The organism is Slackia faecicanis (assembly GCF_003725295.1).
GTDB lineage: Bacteria > Actinomycetota > Coriobacteriia > Coriobacteriales > Eggerthellaceae > Slackia > Slackia faecicanis.
In genome coordinates, this window is the sequence record NZ_QICB01000006.1 from 71,758 (window position 1) to 91,434 (window position 19,677).

12 protein-coding genes and 1 tRNA gene are annotated in these 19,677 nt (G+C 62.6%); 6 read left to right on the forward strand and 7 right to left on the reverse strand.

Annotation, left to right across the window (positions count from 1 at the left end; genetic code table 11):
- Positions 1-132: 132 nt before the first annotated feature.
- Positions 133-1,569 (reverse strand): basic amino acid/polyamine antiporter, encoded by a 1,437-nt coding sequence (locus DMP07_RS07500; protein WP_123198532.1) that lies wholly within the window; start codon positions 1,567-1,569, stop codon positions 133-135.
- A gap of 485 nt (positions 1,570-2,054) precedes the next feature.
- Between DMP07_RS07500 and DMP07_RS07505 the strand changes: the two genes are divergently transcribed.
- Positions 2,055-3,020 (forward strand): helix-turn-helix transcriptional regulator, encoded by a 966-nt coding sequence (locus tag DMP07_RS07505; RefSeq protein ID WP_123198533.1) that lies wholly within the window; start codon positions 2,055-2,057, stop codon positions 3,018-3,020.
- 339 nt (positions 3,021-3,359) lie between these two features.
- On the opposite strand, the gene DMP07_RS07510 is transcribed toward DMP07_RS07505, so the two are convergent.
- The 5 genes from DMP07_RS07510 to DMP07_RS07530 all read right to left on the reverse strand — a co-directional run bounded on the left by DMP07_RS07510 (position 3,360) and on the right by DMP07_RS07530 (position 10,593).
- Positions 3,360-6,299, reverse strand: coding sequence for an S-layer homology domain-containing protein (locus DMP07_RS07510; protein WP_123198534.1), 2,940 nt, complete (start codon positions 6,297-6,299; stop codon positions 3,360-3,362).
- Positions 6,300-6,971: 672 nt separating this feature from the next.
- Positions 6,972-7,048: transfer RNA gene (locus tag DMP07_RS07515), tRNA-Met, on the reverse strand.
- Between the two features lie 373 nt (positions 7,049-7,421).
- Positions 7,422-8,498 (reverse strand): class I SAM-dependent methyltransferase, encoded by a 1,077-nt coding sequence (locus tag DMP07_RS07520; protein WP_244594937.1) that lies wholly within the window; start codon positions 8,496-8,498, stop codon positions 7,422-7,424.
- A 365-nt stretch (positions 8,499-8,863) separates the two neighbouring features.
- The gene (locus tag DMP07_RS07525; RefSeq protein WP_244594938.1) at positions 8,864-9,475 is read right to left on the reverse strand and encodes an NUDIX hydrolase; all 612 of its coding nucleotides are present in this window, start codon (positions 9,473-9,475) and stop codon (positions 8,864-8,866) included.
- A gap of 2 nt (positions 9,476-9,477) precedes the next feature.
- Positions 9,478-10,593, reverse strand: a complete 1,116-nt coding sequence (locus tag DMP07_RS07530) for an aminotransferase class I/II-fold pyridoxal phosphate-dependent enzyme (RefSeq protein WP_123198537.1) — start codon at positions 10,591-10,593, stop codon at positions 9,478-9,480.
- Positions 10,594-11,551: 958 nt separating this feature from the next.
- Here DMP07_RS07530 and DMP07_RS07535 point away from each other — a divergent pair.
- The 3 genes from DMP07_RS07535 to DMP07_RS07545 all read left to right on the forward strand — a co-directional run bounded on the left by DMP07_RS07535 (position 11,552) and on the right by DMP07_RS07545 (position 14,518).
- On the forward strand, positions 11,552-12,823 hold the full coding sequence (locus DMP07_RS07535; RefSeq protein WP_123198538.1) for an aminopeptidase: 1,272 nt from the start codon (positions 11,552-11,554) through the stop codon (positions 12,821-12,823).
- A gap of 213 nt (positions 12,824-13,036) precedes the next feature.
- Positions 13,037-13,822 (forward strand): CidA/LrgA family protein, encoded by a 786-nt coding sequence (locus DMP07_RS07540; RefSeq protein WP_211324542.1) that lies wholly within the window; start codon positions 13,037-13,039, stop codon positions 13,820-13,822.
- A gap of 3 nt (positions 13,823-13,825) precedes the next feature.
- Positions 13,826-14,518, forward strand: a complete 693-nt coding sequence (locus DMP07_RS07545; protein ID WP_123198540.1) for an LrgB family protein — start codon at positions 13,826-13,828, stop codon at positions 14,516-14,518.
- 59 nt (positions 14,519-14,577) lie between these two features.
- On the opposite strand, the gene DMP07_RS07550 is transcribed toward DMP07_RS07545, so the two are convergent.
- Positions 14,578-15,198 carry a flavodoxin family protein gene (locus DMP07_RS07550; protein WP_123198541.1) on the reverse strand — a complete coding sequence of 207 codons (621 nt, stop codon included), beginning with the start codon at positions 15,196-15,198 and terminating at the stop codon, positions 14,578-14,580.
- Between the two features lie 333 nt (positions 15,199-15,531).
- On the opposite strand from DMP07_RS07550, the gene DMP07_RS07555 reads away from it, so the two are divergent.
- Both DMP07_RS07555 and DMP07_RS07560 read left to right on the forward strand, forming a co-directional pair.
- Positions 15,532-16,251 (forward strand): HAD family hydrolase, encoded by a 720-nt coding sequence (locus DMP07_RS07555; protein ID WP_123198542.1) that lies wholly within the window; start codon positions 15,532-15,534, stop codon positions 16,249-16,251.
- Between the two features lie 200 nt (positions 16,252-16,451).
- A complete protein-coding gene (locus DMP07_RS07560) occupies positions 16,452-19,403 on the forward strand; it encodes an isopeptide-forming domain-containing fimbrial protein (RefSeq protein WP_123198543.1) in 2,952 nt (983 codons plus the stop codon).
- Positions 19,404-19,677: the final 274 nt, after the last annotated feature.

A 19,677-nucleotide genomic window follows, 5' to 3' on the forward strand; every position in this document is an offset into this window, starting at 1 on the left:
CGTTCAGCGGAAGAGGCCGGGCTGCACAGGAGCCGGCTGCGAAAGCCGCACCGCGGCCCCTTCCGCATGTGCATCGAACAATCAAGGCGGACCGTCGGCAATGCAGGAACGCCGATGGTCCGCCTCAGCAGTTTAGAAGGTGATGACGCCCATGGCGAGCAGCACCAGAGCAAGAACGCCCAGGGCCACGATGACGGCCATGACGATCTTCTCGCCCTTGGTCAGAGCCAGACCCTGGTCCTTGCGGGCCTTGGCGTACACGAAGAAGCCGGGAATGTAGCCGACGCAGGTCAGCAGCAGGAACGACCAGCCGTTGAACAGAACGGCGATGACCTGGAAGGCGACGGCCACAGCGCCGATGGCCAGCTGGCCCCATTCGCGACGGCCGGCGGAGAACTTCACCTGGTAGGCCGCGGCGAGAGCCCACGTGACGACGATAGCGACGGTGCACATGGAGAACGCGAAGTTGTAAGCGTCCTGGGTCAGCAGCAGGGTGAGCATGAAGACCTGGGTGCAGGCGCCCACGATCAGAAGGCTGAACTGCGGGGAGTTCTTGTCGTTGAGCTTGCCCCAAGAAGCGGGGAGCAGCTTGTGCTCGGCCATCTCAGAGGTGGTCTCGGCAGGCAGGATGGTAAACGAAAGCCACGCGCCCAGAACGGAGATGATGATCGCGATCGAGATGAACGCGCCGCCCCAGCCGGGAGCCATGTCGTCGAAGACGTAGAGCATTGCGGGGTAATCGAGCGCAGCGATCTCGGTGTAGGGCATGTAGCCGTACGGCAGAACGGAAGCGCCGATGTAGATCAGCAGCAGGCAGACCAGGCCGATAACGGTTGCCTTGCCCACGTCGGACTTCTTCTCGGCGCGGGAAGACACGACCGTCGCGCCCTCGATGCCGATGAAGACCCACATCATGATGATCATACAATTCATGACCTGAGAGCCGATGTTGCCAAGGCCCACGGCCTCGGTGCCCATCTCGCCCATGGCAACGGCGTTGTTATACAGCGTGCCCCAGAAGTCGGCGGTGAAGACGCCGGCGTTGAACAGGAAGACGGAGAACACGATGAAGATGCCGATAGCGGCGACCTTGCACACCATGACGATAGCGTTCAGGAAGGAAGCGCTCTCGACGCCGCGGATGACGAGCAGCGTGAGCAGCCACATAACCACGGATGCGATCAGGATGCAGGGCACGGTGTTGCCCGGCAGGAACGCGGGGAAGAAGTAGCCCAGCGTGGACATCATCATCGTGGCGAAGGCAACGTTGCCGAGCCACGCGGACAGCCAGTAACCCCAGCCGGACAGGAAGCCGGCCAGCGGGCCGAAGCCCTCCTCGGCGTAGGTGAACACGCCGTGCAGGTCGGGGCGCTTGGCCACCAGATTGTTCAGCGAGTAGGCCAGCATCAGGAAGCCGACGCCGACGACCAGCCACGCGATCAGAGCGGCGCCGGGAGACGCCACCTGGGCGATCTGGCCGGTGATGGCGAAGACGCCGGAGCCGATGCACGACGAAATCACCATGCCGATCAGGCCGAACAGCCCGATACCCTTCTTCTTATCCTCCATACGGATTTTCCTCCTTCGTCGATGGAGGCCGCTCCGACGAAAAAACCGGCCGCGCCCGATGAGCGGGGCGGCCGGAATCGCGAAGACCTGCCTGAGCGAAGCGCGGTTCGAGTTCATTTCGCAAGGCAAGTCGTGCGAGCCATGGCGGCGCGTCCTCTCTCGCGGGCCGAAGCCCGCACGCACCGCCATACCTCGTCTGAGGCGGCGAATGACTTTGCGAAAAAGATTGTCTCCGTGCCGTTGCCTGCTGAAAAGGTATAAAGCGCGTATAGAGCCGGGTAGAAATGCGGTGTAGATACGCGCCTAAACCGCCTAAACCGGCATTAAACCCCTGATGAAAGGCGCAGCGCCGAACACCGAAAAGCGCGGGCGCGCCGGAGGGAACATGTGCGTATATGCTATAAGCGGCGTTTCGCAAAGCAATCCTGGGCGCATAAGGTACTATACGGAAAAACCAATCGTCCGCATGGATAGCGAAGGTGCCCATGGGGCTCGCGCAATTCTATTCTGTTCTCGTCGTCCAGCTTGTATCCGTGCTGGCGGCCGCGGCGTGCCTTTCGGTCTATTTGGTATCGAGGCGCCGGACGTTTCTCTACGCCTTCTGGGCGTTTCTGTTCTATTTCTTCGACGTCACGCTGGTGTTCCAAGACAGCTTCGTATCGCTCGCCATGAACCTGGATCCTGCGGGCGAACGCGTCTATCTTGTGCTGCGCTCGTTCGCGTCCATCGTGTCCGGATGCGGCATCTTCGTGTCGGTCTGGCTTTTGGCGTGCGATTTCGTCGGGGAGAAACGCAAGGCGCTGCTGTTCGCGCCGGGCGTGCTGTTCGTGGCGGGCAGCCTGGCAACCTTGCTTCTCGAGCAAGGCGAGCCCATGGCCCGCTTCGCGTTCTACGCCATGCGCGCGGCACTGTTCGTGTGGACGCTCGCCTTCCTGGGCGCGCGCTATCTTTCCACGCGCGACGAAACCGAGCGCACCCGCATGAAGCGCTACCGTCTTTTCTACGCGGTGCTTTGGGCGTTCGGCATCGGGTTCATCCTCGAGGACGTCTACGGCTTCTTGCTGGCGCCGCAAAGCGAGGCGTTCCTGCTGTTCTCGGCCGAGCGCAACTATATGGAAGAAGCGCTTATGCTGGTTTGCGCCGCCGTGGCGTGCACCAGCGCATACCGCGCGCTTTCGCTGCGCTACGAGCACCCGCCCGTACGCAACAACGACAAACGCGTGGAATCGATGATCGACGGCAACCTGGAGATCTACGGCAAGAAGCACAAGCTGTCCAAGCGCGAGCAGGAAGTGCTGCGCCTGGTTTTGACCGGATTGGACAACCAGAACATCGCGTCCACCATGGGCGTGGCGCCGAGCACCGCGAAGGTGCACGTGCACAACATCCTGCGCAAAACCGGCCACGCCAACAGGCAGGATCTGATCCAGGATTTCTGGAGCACGTGGTAGGACCGCAGTCCGATGCGAGAATAGGCGCAGCCACTGTGAACGATTAAACGGCGGCGTTTTTCGCCGGGCGCAAGGCGGCCCTCCCCCATGTTCCGACGCTAAAAACCTCGCCGACAGGCCGCCGTCTTTGCCGAATGCGACCTGAGCCCTCGCCTGGCAGCGCAGCAAATCACTGCCGCATCGAACATCCGCCCCACACAAGAAATCGCCAGCCGCATTACTTTGCGACTGGCGATTTCTTGTTCGTGCAAAAGGCATCAGGCGGGTATCAAGCTTTTGAGCGCGAAGGCGGAACGAGCCCGCCTTCGCTCATGAAACCACTGCCCTGTCTGGCAGCACCTATGCGTACATACCCACGATGAAGCGCATGAGCACCGTGGCGAGCTCGGCGCGGGTGGCGCCGTCGGTCGGGTTCAGCTCGCCGGTCACGCCGTCGCCCTTGAAGATCTCCTCGGCCACGGCCCAGCTCATCGCCTCGCGGGCCCAATCGGACACCTCGGCGGCGTCGGGAGACGAAATCTCGGCGCGGGCGGACACGTCCATGCCCAGATAGTCCGCGTAGCGCATCAGGAACACGGCGACCTGCTCGCGGGTCACGGGGCTTTCGCCGCGGAACACGTGGCCGGAATCGGTCTCGATGCCTTCGAGGACGCCCGCCTCCACGGCCCATGCCGCGGCGTCGGCGAACCAATCGGAGGACGCGACGTCGTCGAGGGACTCGCCCGAAACGGGAGCGGGGTTCAGCTCCAGGTTGTGGAGCATCATCACGAACATGGCGCGGCTGGTGCCCGCATCGCCCTGGAATTCGAACGTGCCGTCGGCCTGGGGGACGCCGTTGATGATTCCGCGCGCCGTGGCGAAGTCGACCACGTCGCCCGCGAACCAGTCGGAATCCTTCACGTCGGGCATGGCCTTGGCGTTGTCGACCACCTTGACCGTGACGTCGCCCTCCGCCTCGAACACGACGTTGCCGCTCGCGTCCACGGCGGACTTGGGCAGCACCGTCTCGTTGCCGTCCGCGTCGACCGCGAATACCACGAGTCCGTAGTTGGGCCCGTCGCCCTCGGCCTTCGCCACGGGGACGGTCACCTTGACGGGCTTGTCGGGGGTCACGCTCGCGGGCACCTTGACCTCGACCTCGAGCGCATCGGCGGCGTCGGCGACGGATTCCACGCCGGCGATCGGAAGCTCGACCGCGCCGGACTCGGCGTCCTTGTCGGAAACGGAAACCTCGGCGGAGACGACGTTGCCGCTTTCGTCCTTCGACACGACGGACTCGGTGCCGCTCGCCGTCTCGTGCGTGACCGTCTGCGAGCCGTCGGGCTTGGTCACGGTCGTGGTGGTGGAGCCGTCGGCATTGTGCTCGACCTCGGTCTTGTCGCCGGGGGTGACGGTGCCGCCGCCCGTGGGCGGAACATACGTGTTCAAGTCGCTATCGAGCATGGTGTCGCGAACGTAATAGACATCGGCACCTTCGACATTCGCCTTCATGCCGTCGGGAATCTGCGTGGCGCTCGGCGCTTCGCCGCCCCAGAAGTTCTTGGAAACATCGACCTTGGCGTCTCCCAGGTCGTCGCTCTTTGCGAGATAGGAGTCAGCGGAAATCTTATTCTTTTCGAACGCCGCAGGAGCTGCGTAGAACTTAAGCCTGTACACGCCGTCGAACGTATTGCCGGATACCGCCACGGAAGTGCCGCAAACGTTCAGCTTGCCTTCAGCGCCCTTGGCCCCGACCACGGTATTGCCAGAGAAAACGCCGTTCGGAGACTTCATAATCACCGAGTAATCGCAATTCTTGATGGCGCAGTTCTTAATGGAAAGCGAGTCGACTTTTCCTTCCTCGGAATCGTAAACAGCCGATCCCATGCCGTCGAAAACGCAGCCATCGATAGAAACGGCCTCATCCGCAGCATCGGTGCCGTCGACCGTAATGCCGAACGAGAGGTTCTTGTTGCCCTTAATCGTCACCTTCGAGAAAGAATCTCCCGGCGCTGCAGAAAATGCGCGGTACGGGAACGGCGATGCGTTCGGAATCGCACTCAGGTCGATGACCAGGTCGCTGAACGTATTTCCGCCATCGGACTGAACGAGGGCGTTATGGTTGTCGAGGCTCTCGATTGCATCCACCTTCAAGGTGTGACCGCCGCCATTGACGGTAATGCCCGAGACATTCCAAATCTGGTTCCAGGAGCCTACGGTCACGTCGTTCAGCAGCTTCACCGTATCGCCCGCCTTAGCGTTCTTGATCGCCTCGGCAAAAGTGAAATACGGAGTCTCGGCGCCGTTGGACTCGACCGTCGCCACGTGGCCGGTGCTTACCTCCGTGTCCTCCTTTGCGACGGGCACGGTCTGGCCCTTGCTCCAATCGATTCCGGACACGCCGTGGAAGCCGGGAGATTGCAGAGACACGGAAGCCTCGGTGCCCGAAATGGTCAACTTCGGCATGGACGCGTTCTTTCCCTTACGACCTTCGCCAAGCAGGATGTCGCCATTGACGGTCGGCGAATTTCCGTCCGTGTAATCGAAGGTCGCATTCTTCACCGTAAGATCAGACGTGCTTCCATCGACCGTATCGAGAACGCGAATCGGGGCCGCATATGTTCCGACTTCCTTATTCGGATTGACCGGAGCTTCTGCCAACTTTTTTACCAATTCCTCGGTGCCGCAGTTCGTGAACACGCAGTCTTCCACCGTAATGGCCTGATGGCCCGCACTCTTATTGTTCAGATTGAGAGCGAGAGCCATGTTCTTGAACTCGGTATTCCTGACCGTCACCGAACCAACAGCATTCGTGTAGATGGCGGTGTCTTGATATCCCCACTTTTCGCCATCATAAGAACAGTTGTTAAGTTCGATGACGTTTTCGCCGGACGTGCCCGAAATATAGACACGCTGCATGTCTTTGCAGTTGTTGAACTTAGCAGTGATTTTATATGCGGAATGGCGTTGTCCCCAAAGGGCGATTCCGTTCAGGTCGTTAACCTCGATGGTTATATCCGACGCGAGTTCGCTACTATTGTCTGCAATCTTTTTCCCCGTCTCGCGGCTATACCGATCGGTATCGACTTCGATATCGTGCTCGCCGCCCCCGGTCACCGTGGCGCCATTGCCCCAAATGGTGATGCTATCGGCAACATGAGCATGAGTCATGGAACCAAGATCGGCACCGGGCTTGCAGTACAGCACAGCCTCGCCTTCGGTGCCATCCTTGTAGTATTCGATCAAGGCCTCGGAAAGAGTCTTGCTGTATGCAAAATTCCCGTCTTTATTCTTGAACACGCAAGTATTGCCGTCTGTGAACGATTCCGCGGTTACCCCTTCCGGCAAGACAACATTAACCTGCCCGGCGGCATCGCTCGAAGAAACGTTCTGGCCCGCCTCGGACGCAGCAGGCAGCCCTGCCGCATCTTGATCGGCGAAAGCGACCCCCGTACCGGTCAACGTCAATGCCGCACACAAGCCCGCGGTAGCGACGACTTTAATACCCCTGACATTGGACATGCATCCACTCCGTTCTCTCTAGCGAAGGCGCCACGCCATCGCGCTGAACATAGCGCGATAATACCCCACCGGTGCTCGAATCGTTTGTAAAATATAGTTTTGCCTGCTGAAAAAAATCCGTTGATGACCAGGTACGACAGCGCATTAGACAAACCAACCGCATACGGCGCGTAAACTGCCGTCGGCCCTCAGGGAAACGGTGAATGGGAGTGGCGCTTTTGCAGAATCCATCGGAAAGCAGCGAGCGTTTGAGCTCGATGAGCTATATTCGCCACGCGCACGTCACTTGCAAATGCCGAATCGACACCCTGCCGCCGAAACGCCGGCGGAAAGGATCGACAGCATTCGCTTTCGGCCCGACCGGAAAAGGAAGACACCGCTTAAGCCCCGTTCAATCGGACCTAGTGAATGCGGAAAACAAAAAAGGCACCCAATGGATGCCTGAGAATTTGGTCGCGGGGGCCGGATTTGAACCGACGGCCTCCGGGTTATGAGCCCGGCGAGCTACCAGACTGCTCCACCCCGCAATATGTATAAGCCCCTTAGGGCAAGAAGTTATATTACGCGCCCTTGATGAGGAGTGCAAGATTTGGATTGTATTTTGCGCGGGCCATCACGCGTTCTCCACAACTTACCAACGGATGCCGAAATCGGCAAACGGACTTCCGCATTCTCGCATCCGAAAGCGGGCCTTCTCTAGCCTAAGCAGAAGCGAACCGAGGCCGCGCCGCAGCAGGCTCCTCAAGCAATCAGGAAAGCCCGCTCCGTGCGGCGCAATCATAGCTGCACCGCACCGCGAATAGCACCGGTCAACCTGGTCAACCGCTAAGACCGACTCAAGCAGCAGTGCCGTCGCGCCGCCTCGCCGCTTGCGCGACAACCGTTACCCGGCGCAAACGCCTACGCGCGTTCCGCCAGATAGCAGCAGTGGATCTTCGGGTTGCGTTCGAAATCGTGCGGGATGGTTTTCGCCGTGATGTCGGTCAGCTTCACGCCCTGCGCCTCGAGCTCTTCGAAATCGGGCTTGAAGTTGCGCAGATTGCAGCTGAACACCGCCACGCCGCCCGGCGCCAACAGCCGCACCACGTGCGACAGCAGCTTCACGTGGTCGCGCTGCACGCTCCAGGTGTTCTTGCCCATAGCCTTCGAGTTGGAAAACGTGGGCGGGTCCACAAAGACCAGGTCGAACTGGCGCCCCTGCTTCACCGCGTTCACCATCCACTGCAGCACGTCGGCGCGCTCGTAGCGATGCTCGGGGCCTTCGCAGCCGTTCAGCGCCATGTTGCGCCTGGCCCAATCCAGATACGTCTGGGAAAGGTCCACCGTCAGCGTGCTGGCCGCGCCGCACACCGCTGCGTGCACCGTGCAGGTGCCCGTGTACGAGAACAGGTTCAAAAAGCGCTTGCCTTCGGCCATGCCGCCCACCATTTCGCGAGTCACGCGATGGTCCAGGAAGATGCCCGTGTCCAGGTAGCTGCCCATGTCCACCTCAAGCACGTTGCCGGCCTCCTGCGTATACATGAGGTAGCCGTCTTTCTGCTGGTCGACGTATTGGCCGCCGCCCTTTTCGCGGCGACGCGTCTTGGCGAACACGCGCCCCGAAGGAATGCCCGTCACGGCCGATGCGATGGCCACCGCATCGCGGAAACGCGCTTCGGCCTTTTCGGGATCGATGCTTTTCGGCGCCTGGTATTCGGCCACGATCAGGCAGCTTTCGCCTTCGCTTTTCCATACTCCGTCGTAGCGGTCGATCGCCACCGAGAAATCGGGCAGGTCGGCATCGTAGATGCGATAGCACGAAACGTCGTTCTTGCGCGCCCACTTGCGGCGCTCTTTCGCCACCTTCTTGAAGCGCGCGGCGAACTGGTCCGATCCCTTATCGTGCACGGGAACGGAAATTTCGGCGCCGCTTTCAAGATTGGCGACCTTGATGACGGATGCCGGGGCATCCATGAATGCAGGGGTAGTCGTAGTCATGCGCCCTATGGTAGCGAAGGCGGACGGATGCGTCTACGAAAACGGCCGGATGCGCCGCACGCGACGAAAAAACCAGGCCGCAGCCACGAATCGAACCGCACGCCGCCTTCGCTTCGATGCGCCGCCCTAAAGGCGATGCTTGCGAGCGAGCCAATAGACAAGCGCCATGAACCCTACCGAGAAACAAGCCGCCGACAACATCGCGGTCGCGAACGCGCCGCTGAACAGACCCGTACTCATGAAAACGCCTCCTTCGCCTTGCGAGCAACCTCTCACGTCTTCGACTTCAGCATACGAAGCGCAGGCCAACACCAGGCAAGAGACACGTCGATCCCAGGTCAAAAGCATGTAATATCGGCGGCGCCTTACGCGAACGGCGGGTTCGCCACCATTTCGAGCACCAGCTGGCAGCGGATGGAAAGCGGGTCGCGATTCTCGGCAAGAAAGCGCGGAATGTCTTCGCGCTTGAGTTCGAACGCCTCGATGAACTCGGTCGATTCCGCACGGGGCTCGCCCACGCGCTCCACTTCGGCGAATACCATGGCGATGCTTTCGTCGCCCATGCCGAGCGACGAATAGCCCGGCTGCAGCGATGCGCGCGCATTCACAGGGCGACCGTTTTCATCGCGCACCAGATCGTAGCCGGTCTCTTCGCGCAGCTCGCGGGCGGCGCATTCCACCACGTCTTCGTCGGCCTCACGCAGACCCGCAGGAAATGCCACGCACATCCGGTTCATGGGGTAACGGAATTCGCGAATGAGCAGGAACGCGTCATCGGCCGTATGCCCCACGACGCACACGGCATCCGACGACGGCTCCGCCGTGCCGGAATCACGCACTTCGTCCTCGTAGCGCTGCAGCGCTTTGCGGGAAACCACCTCGTAGGGCAGCTCGCGACCGTCGGGCAGATCGTAGGTGAGCACGTATTTCTTCAGCCAGCCGTCGCTGACCTGTTCCACGGTTTTCAGCTCGGGCATCTTCATCGCAGCACCTCCAGATCGCGGCCGACATTCACGAACGCCTCGACGGCGAGGTCCAAATCCTTCTGCGTGTGGTCCGCGGAAAGAATGCAGCGGATACGCGCTTTTCCACGCGCCACCAGCGGATACTGGATCGCCTGCGCGAACACGCCCTGCTCGTAGAGCGCATCGCTCATGCGCACGGCCAACGCTTCGTCGCCGATCATGACGGGCACCACCGGCGTGGTGGAGATGCCCGTATCGAAGCCCGCTTCCTGCATGCGCTCGGCGAAGTACGCACGGTTGTTCCACAAGCGGCGCACGCGCGAATCGTCCGCCGCGATGAGACGCAGCGATTCGGCCGCGGCTGCGGCCAGCGAAGGCGCGAGCGGCGATGCCGTCAGGATGAACGAGCGGGCGCCCACGCGCACGCGGTCGATCAGCTCCCGGCTGCCGGCCACGAAACCGCCCATGACGCCGAACGCCTTGCCGAGCGAGCCGGTTTCCACCTGCACGCGGCCTTCCAAGCCGAAGTGCGCCACCGTGCCGCGGCCCATGGGGCCCATCACGCCGTCGCCGTGGGCGTCGTCCACCAGAAACATGGCCCCGTGGCGTTCGCACACCGCGGCTATTTCGTCGAGCGGCGCCACATCGCCGTCCATGCTGAACACGGCATCGGTCATGACCAGCTTGGTTTCGGCTTCGCAGGCCGCGAGCTTTTCTTCGAGGTCGCGCGCGTCGCAGTGCTTGTACACCGTGGTGTGCGCGCGCGACAGGCGACATCCGTCGATCAGGCTGCCGTGGTTGAGTTCGTCGGAGAAAATCTCGTCGCCCTTGCCCGCCAGCACGGGGATCACGCCTACGTTGGCCGCATAACCCGACGAGAACACCAACGCGGCCTCGACCCCCTTGAACGCCGCCAACTCGCGCTCGAGCTCGGCATGCGCGGGAAAATCGCCCACGATGTTGCGGCTCGCGCACGGGCCCACGCCGTATTCGTCAAGCGCGCGTTTGGCCGCGGCCACCACCTCGGGCGCGTCGGCCAGGCCCAGATAGTTATTCGACGCAAGATTCACCACGCTTTTGCCCGCGAGCACCACGCGGCCGCCCTGGGGCGTTTCGGTCGTTCTGAACATGCCGCCTCCTTACCGCGCAGATGCGCGTCTTGCGAAAGTAGTTCCGTCCGCCATTGTACTCGCGAAGGGGCGGCCGCCGCGGGCGGCGGCGGGTGACAGGCCATGGGCGGCGCGCGATTCCCCGAAACGATCTGGGCGCGACCTCGAAGCGGGTTGCGCTCGGCGCCAAGGCGGACGCCACGCCGCCGCGGTGGGCGCGCAGATCGTTGACGCGGGAGCCGCACCTCCGAAACAGGCGGAGCGGGCCGTGATTTCAAGCGCGCCGCCCCTCACACGATGCCAGGAGCGCGCGAGGAGCGGCGCGCGGCGAGATTTTCGCGAGACCGCACGACGAGAACGATGCGCAAAAGAGCCCCCGCGCTGGAATTGCGCGAAAAGATGCACGTTTTTTGCAGTTGGCGGTCTTTTCGGGGCCCCGATTCTTCCCCACGAGCGCCGAAACCCGATATTCGGAGGCTGTTTTCGGATAAAACGGCCCTCTTGGCAGCGAAAACACCGGCCAAAAGACCGCCAACTGCAAATTTCTTACATTTTTTCGGCTCCTGACTGCGTGCGACCTCCGAAACGAGCTGCGCGCGGCCTCGAAGCGGGCACGATCTGCAAGTTTTTTCGTTTTTCAATCACTGGAGAACGCCTGCAACTTTCGCAGCGCAGCAAAATCCCAGGTCAGGATTTTCATCAGCAAAGGTGCGCCCGCAAAGCGAGGTCGAACGCGCCCCTTTCCCGCCGCGTCATGATTGAAAAACGACAATTTTTGACAAGTCGCGCGAAAAATCGAGAAAACACGTCCGAATCCGCCGCCAGAAGAGCGCCGCCGCGCTCAAACGCGTACACTCTGGCAAAACCAGAAGCTCGCGACGGGCCCGAAGCCCTGCGCGTGCGCACCGACGAAGCCGGAGGCCTGCGGCGGCGCCGAAGCCGTGCGCGGCCCCCGTATTTCTTTTCGAAAGGACCGGCTATGACCGCTGAACACACTGAAACCTGCACCCCCGCCCTTGCCGATCGCATGCGCGCCTATGCGCGTCTCAACGTTGAAGCAGGCTGCGCCCTCAAACCCGGGCAAGACCTGTTCGTGCGCGCCGACATCGCCAGCGCGCCGCTGGTGCGCCTGATCACGCAGGAGGCCTATGACCTGGGCGCCCACCACGTGACCGTGCGCTTTTCCGACGAAGCGATCGAGCGCATGCACTACGACAACTGCGCCATGGACGTTTTCGAAAACGTGCCGTCCTGGCTCGCCGAGCTGAACAACAGCATGGCGCGCAACGGAGCCGCCGTGCTGACCATCGATTCCGACGACCCCGAAGCCATGTCGGGCATCGACCCGCGCAAGCTCATCGCGCGCGCCCAGGCAAGCCACAAGGCCTGCAAAGAGTTCTACGACGCGCTCGATTTCGGCCGCTGCGTCTGGTGCATCGCAGGCGGCGCGTCGCCCGCATGGGCACGCAAAGTGTTCCCCGACCTGCCCGAACACGAGGCTGTCGAGCGCCTGTGGGATGCGATCTTCAAAACGGTCCGCCTCGAAGGCGCCGATGCCGCCGCGGCCGTGAAGGCCTGGGACGCGCACCGCGAAAGCTTCGCCGACCGCTGCGCCTGGCTGAACGCCCAGCGCTTCGACGCGCTGCACTACACCAACGCGCACGGAACCGACCTGACCGTGGGCCTGACCGACAAACACCTGTTCAACGGCGGCGGCGACACCACGGTAGACGGCGTGACGTTCTTCCCCAACATGCCCACCGAGGAAATATTCTCGACGCCCGACCGCCTGCGCGCCGAAGGCACCGTGGTGTCGGCCATGCCGCTGGCGCACAACGGCAGCCTGATCGAGAATTTCAGCCTGACGTTCGAAGGCGGCCGCGTGGTGGACCTGCATGCCGAACGCGGCGAAGACGTGCTGCGCTCGATCGTCGAAACCGACGAGAACTCCTGCCGCCTGGGCGAAGTAGCGCTCGTGCCCTTCGATAGCCCGATCCGCAACGCGGGCGTGCTGTTCTACAGCACCCTGTTCGACGAAAACGCGAGCTGCCACCTGGCGCTGGGCCGCGGCTTCGCCGACTGCTACGAAGGCGGCTACGACATGACCGAGGACGAGCTGTTCGAGGCGGGCGTCAACAAAAGCGCCACGCACGTCGATTTCATGATCGGCACCGACGACCTGAATATCGACGGCATCAAGGCGAATGGCGAACGCGTGGCGATCTTCCGCAACGGCAACTGGGCCTTCTAACAGGTATAACGCGTGGCATGGAGCACATAGCGCGGCTCCATGCCACGGCCATGCAGTGGCGGAAACCGGGCCGCGGCGGCGCGGTCCGGCGCGCCGAAACATGCGTGCTGTGAAGACTTTTTAAGATTTCAGGCGAGCGGCGGGCGCGGGTGTAGCATGTGCATCTCTGCACCCGAGACGAATCGAGATGACACGCGCCGCGCGCACCACGTTATGCAAAACGCAGCCACCGAACCCACCCGAACCGATTCCCCGCTTTCCGACGGCCCCGCCGTCGGAATCGACGCGCAGACCTGCGCGCCCCGTCCTCTCGGCAGCGTCGACGCGCCGCCCGCGCGACAGCGAAAGCGCGACAAGGCGAAACTCGGCAGCAAGAAGCTCGGCCTGCTCTGCCTTCAGTTCGCGTTTCTGGCGGGCGTCTGCTACGTGGGAAGCGCCGTGTCAGACTCGCTTCCCATTTCCATTCCGGGCAACATCTGCAGCATGGTCATCCTTCTGACGCTGCTGATCAGCGGGATCGTGGCCGAGGACAAAATCGCGCTCGCGTCCAATTTCCTGCTGAGATACATGCCCGTGTTCTTCATTCCCGCGGGCGTGACCATCATCACCAGCCTGCCGCTGATCCAGGGGCGCATTCCCCAGTTCGTCCTGGTATGCCTGCTCACCACGTTCATGGTGTTTCTGGCCACCTCGGTCACCGTGATCGCCGTGACGCGCCTGCAGAAATACTTCCTGGCGAAACAAGCAGGCGAAGACGTCAAGCTGCGCAAAGTGTTCTCGATCGCGGGCGACCCGATCCTTGCGGCCTACGATCCGTCTTTGAACGAGAACGATGCAGAGCGCACGCAGGAAAGCGGGCGAAACGAAGCCGATCGTGGGCGAGCAGATGACTGGAGCCAGGCGGAACGCAAGCAGGCAGACGGCCGGAACGAAGCCGAACGCGAGCATCGCAACGACCTGAATGCCGACAGGGTCGCCGCAACCGCTGAGGGAGAATAGCGCATGGATATCACCGCTGTCATTGAAACCGTCGCCAGTCTCGCGCTTACCGTGGGCGTGTTCGCGGGCGCGGTATGGCTCAACAAGAAAACGAAGTCTCCCCTGCTCAACCCGCTGCTGGTATCGGTCGCCGTCATCATGGCGATCCTGGTGGCGTTCAACATTCCGCTTGAATCCTACGAATCCGGCTCGCGCCTGATCGCGGCCATGCTGGGACCTGCCACCGCGGTGCTCGCTTTCTCCATCTACCAGCAGCGCAAGGTTCTGCGAAGCAACTTCCTGCCCATTCTTGCGGGATGCCTGGTGGGCTCGGTCGTGTCCATGGTGAGCGCCTACATGCTGTGCAAGGCGCTCGGCCTGGGCGAGCAGGTGGCGCTTTCCACGCTGCCGAAATCGACCACCGCGCCGATCGCGCTGTCCATCACGGGCGAACTGGGCGGCACCGCATCGATCACCATGGCAGCCGTCATGACCACGGGCGTCATGGGCGCCATTTTCTCGCCCATGCTGGCCAACCTGTTCCGCATCAAGAACAAGGTGGCTCAGGGCGTGGCAATCGGCACCTGCAGCCACGCCATCGGCACGGCGAAGGCGCTTGAAATGGGCGAACTGGAAGGCGCGATGAGCGGCGTCGCTATCGCCGTATCAGGACTTCTGACCTGCTTCATCGTGATCGCCGCACAAGCGATCGGGTAACTAAGAAAAAAGCGGCGCCTCCGCGAAGGGGGCGCCGCTTCGTTTTCAGGCCACACCAACTAACGAATGAAGTTCGTGCGAATCACGGGCTCTTGGGCCGGACGCTCGATGCCCGCGGCCTTGCCCGCCTCGATGCACTTCATGATCCACGCCATATTGCGGCCCAGCGTGCGCATGGTCTGCATGCCTTCCTCGTCCTTCATGACCTCTTCGGGCGTGCTGCCGTGCACCTGGTTCCAATACTGCGACCCCACCACCAGCATGTTCGACATGGTGAAATACTTGTTGAGCTGGTCGAACGCCGCCGATGCGCCGCCGCGGCGGCAGCTTGCGATCGCAGCGGCGGGCTTTCCCGCGAAAAGGCCGCCGCGGCCGTAGAACGCGCGGTCCATGAACGACGTCAGCGCGCCCGACGCGCCAGCGAAATGCACGGGCGAACCGAACACGAAAGCGTCGTACTTGGGAACGTCTTCGAGGAACTGGTTCACCGCGTCGTCGATGAAGCAGCGTCCCGATTTCAGGCACTTGCCGCACCCGAGGCACCCCGAAATGGCGCCCGTGCCGATCCACATGATATCGGCATCGATGCCTTGCTCCTGCAGCCCGGTTTCCACCGCGCCGAGAGCCGTATACGTGCAGCCGCGACGATGCGGGCTTCCGTTGATAAGCAGCGCTTTCATTTCGACCCCCCTTCGATCGAGTTGGATATGAGCCCATGATAACGCCGGCGAAGGCGCCGTGCCGAGGGCGTTGCCATACCGCAACGCTTCGCAGCGGCGCGCCCTGCGAACGGGCGGCGAAATGGCGCGCGCAAACGGCCGGCCGACCCGCGCGAACGGCGCGAAAACGCGCGTATGTTCAGATTCCAGAAAGAAAACCGCACGTCAAAAGCTCGTGCTATCATTCCGCGATATCGGCGAACGGCACCCATGCCGAACATCGCCGCCCGCCCTGCCGCCGGCCGAACGCCGCGCGGCGGCCGCATACCGAACGCTATTCGGCGAAAGGACGCCATGAACGATATCGCCGCACCCGAAGCCGCGGGCTTCCCCCTTGCCCGCTTCGCCGACGCCGCGCTGAAGCCGAGCGCGCCCGAGCGCATCGTCGGCGCCATCTTCGACCTTGACGGCACGCTGCTCGACAGCATGCCCTGGTGGGAGAACCTGGGAGAAAACTACCTGATCGCACGCGGAAAAACGCCCGCGCCCGACATCAAGCGCCATTTCAAACGCATGACGCTTGAGCAATCGGCCGTGTTTCTGCGCGAAGAATACGGACTGGAGGAATCCGTCGAGGAAATCTGCCGAGGCATCCTGGACGGCATCGAGCATGCCTACCGCGACACCATTGCGCTGAAGCCCGGCGCCGAAACCATGCTGGACGCCTTCGCCGCATGCGGCGTGCGCATGTGCGTGGCCACCGCCACCGAGCGCCACTGCGCGGAAGCCGCCCTGGCGCGCCTGGGCGTGCTCGACCGCTTCTCAGCCGTGTTCACCTGCAGCGAAGCGGGCGCGAGCAAGACCGAGCCCGCCGTGTTCGAAACCTCGCTCGCCCACCTGGGCACGCCGCGCGAGGCAACCCTGGTGGTGGAAGACTCGCTGCACGCGATCGAAACCGCCCACGCCGCAGGCTTTCCCGTGGCCGCCGTGTACGAGCCGAGCGCCGCGTTCGAAGCAGATGCCGTGCAGGCGCTGGCCGACATCTACCTTCGCTCGTTCGAGCTGGAGAAATAGCGTCCGCCCCTCCGGCGCGGCTTCGTTCGACGCGTTGATCCTTCCTTCATATGCGGCCCGGAATTCCGCCGGATTCGGGCCGCTTTTCGTCTCGACGGACGCCGGAACGGCCGCTCTTTCGCCCTCAAAAGCCGCCGGATGCGCTTGATAGCCTGACTTCGCGATATTGCAAACGCGCATGAACGAGAAGGAGGGCAATCATGAACCAAAACGGCAAGCGCGACGCCACGCATGCGGCGCAGACGCACGCCACATGCGCCACACGACAACCGATCCGCCACGCAGCGATCGTCGCGGCGCTGCTCATAGCCATAGTCGCCGCGCTCTGCGGCGCGTGGACGCAGGCGGCGGCGCAAGCGAACGTGCAAGCGCAGGCGCACGCAGAAAACGTCAAGATAGAAATAGTCCCCGAAAGCGAGTTCGAGCCCATCGGCTACGAAGCGTCGATCGATTTCGACGAAATCGACATCGTCGAAGGCTTCGAAGAGGTTCCCGACCTGGGAATTTATTTCGACCACCGCTACAGCGACGACGAAGAGCCCAGCCTTGACGACCTATACCTCCAGGTAAAAGACCGCCCCGGCCTGGCATTCGCCATAGACGAATCCACCAAGAAGGGCTCGGGCGTGCTGCGCTACACGGGCGGCATGTACAAGGGCGAACCGTTCGACGCCATTGTGACGCTTGCCGACTGGACCTACCTCGAGCCAGATTGCGGATGGGCGGCCTACGAGCCCTTCTACAGCGGCCACGAGAAATTCCAACCGGGCGTCTACCTGAGCACGCATTGGAAATCGCTTTCCGACGGGCCCGAAGGGTTCCAGAACTTCAACTTCTACACCCTGGGAATCGAAGACCTCGCCGTGCGCGTCGAATTCGTGCGCGCGGGCACCGATGAGCCCATAGAGGTGAAAGGCCACGCCACCTGCATCGACTTGGACACCACGCAGGCGTTCGAGTTCGGCGGAGCCATCGTGGGCGCGCGTATCGCCGAAGGAAACGACGTGCTGTATCTCGAAAACGACGGCACGCGCGTGGCTTCGGAGCACGTCTACCTTTCCACCGACGGATGGAAGCACCCCGAAGAATACAAGAAAGGCCTGGTCGAAACCTTCTATGACACCACGGGGGACAACCGCGGCACCCCGGCGGAATTCCGCTTCTTCTCTGGCTGGCGCGAAAGCGAGCTGGACGCAGGAAACTACCCCGACCCGCAGGGGTTCTTCGCGCTGACGCCCGACTTCCTGACCGCGCCCAACCCCGAAGAAAACCCCGACGGCCAGACCGACGTGGTGAAAAGCGCCGATAAGACCGAAGGCGTGCAGCAGGGCGACGAAGTGGAATACACGATCGATTTCAAGGCGCACGAGCAAGGCGTGAACTGCCGCGTGGGCTATCGCTATTCGGCGCTGGAAATCGTCGACACGCTGCCCGACGAAATGAGCTATGTGGACGGATCGGCCCGTCTGGTCGATGAAAACAGCGAGCCCATCGAAAACGCAGGCGTGGCGACGGTCGAACGCGCGGGCGGCGACGAGAGCGCCGAAGGCCCGAACGAAGAGGGCGGCGGTTCGGCGAACGACGAAAGCGGCGAACAGACCGACCCGGCGCGTTCCGGCATCCGCAATGTCGCGCAGAGCGGGCCGAGCGGCCCCGTCGTATTCGCGCAAACCGAGGCCGCCATGCAGCTCGCGCAAGCGCGCGGCGGCGATCAGGCCGCAATGCATGGCGAAAGCGGCGAAGCTTCCGGCGAAGAGGCCGCCGAAACGGGCGACCCCGACGCGGAAGGCACCGAAAGCGTGCCGACCGGCGACCTCGTGCGCTTCACCTTCGACAAGGAATTCCTGGCGGACATGCCCATGAAGGGTGAGCATTACCGCCTGGTGTTCAAGGCGAAGCTCGACCGCTACCCCGCCGACGGCAGCATGTCCGTAGTGAACAGCTCCTACGCCATGATCAACTCGACCGGCAAAACGCCGTCGAACGACGTGGAAACCAAGCTGGTGAAACCTGCGCTCTCCATCGAAAAAGCCTCCGACAAGCATCTCTATGAGGCAGGAGAAACGGCCCTGTACACGCTGGCCGTCAGCCAGGCCGAAGAAGGCATGACGGCTGAAAACGTGGTTGTGAAAGACCTGCTGAACAGCGCCGATGCTGGGTCGATCGTCGAAGGAAGCGTGAAAGCGGCCAAGGGAGACGACGAGCCCGAGGCCGTCGAACCCCTCTATCTGCGCGACGACGAAGACCGCATTGTCGGCTTCGAATACGTCAGCGGCATGGACCTGGCCTACGGCGAAACCATGACCCTGACCTACAAGGTGGCCATGGAAAAGCCGGGCTCCACGATCGCGAACACTGCCACAACCTGGGCCGATAACGCCGACGAAGCCGATGCGGAAAACGAAGTGGAGATAACCGACGAACAGGCCGAAATTCCCGCCAAGCCCGAAGAGCCCGGCGAACCCCTTGTCACGCTTGAGAAAAGCGTCGATAAGGACGAAGCGCCCGTCGGCGGCGACGTGGCCTACCTCGTTCGCGCGACCGTCGAAGACGCGGATGCCACGAACGTCGTGATATCGGACGACAGCCTTCCCGAAGGCATGCCGATCGATGCCGAGAGCATCGAGGTCATGCTGGACGGCAAGGCCGCGAAGGACGTCGAGCCCGCGATCGAGGGCAACGGGTTCTCCGTCGCATTCGAAACCCTGCACGATGGCGACACGGTGGAAATAACCTATACCGCGCTCGTGGAAGACGAGGCGCTCGCAGGAACGGACGTGGTCAACACGGCCCTGCTGACGGCCGACGAGCTGGACAAGCCGCTCAGCAGCGAGGTCGTCGTGGCCGTGCCGCCGCTCGAAGACGATGCGAAGCCCGACGATAAGCCCGTCGCCGCCCCGAGCGCCCCCGTCACTCCCGATAAGCCGGTCGACACCCCGCCGAGCAGCGCCGCGACGCCTGGCAAGTTCATCAAGACGGGCGACGCCACCATGGCGCTGATCGCAGGAACCGTCGGCGCGGCCCTTCTTGCCGCAGCCGCGGCGGCGATCGCCCTGAAGCGCAAGCGCACGAGCGGCAACGCGACGCATTCGCAGGCGCTGGCCCGCGCGACGCAATACGGCAGCGCCGATAGCAACCGCACGACCCGCTAAGCGCCGACGCGCAACGGATCTGGCTTTTCGCCCCGAGCGAAAGCGTGACGACACGCAATGAAGCCGACGCTTCACAACGGGCGAACGCGCGGCATGAGAACCGTCAAACAGACAACGAGGCCGGAAGGGCAAGCGCTCTTCCGGCCTCGGCGCTTTTCGAGCGGGAACGCCCCCGGCAAAGCAGCGGCCCATCACGCTTCGGCAAGCAGCGCCTCAAGCGAGCTCCCATCGAACCATGGAATCGGCGAACGGCGAATAGAACGGACAAAAGGCC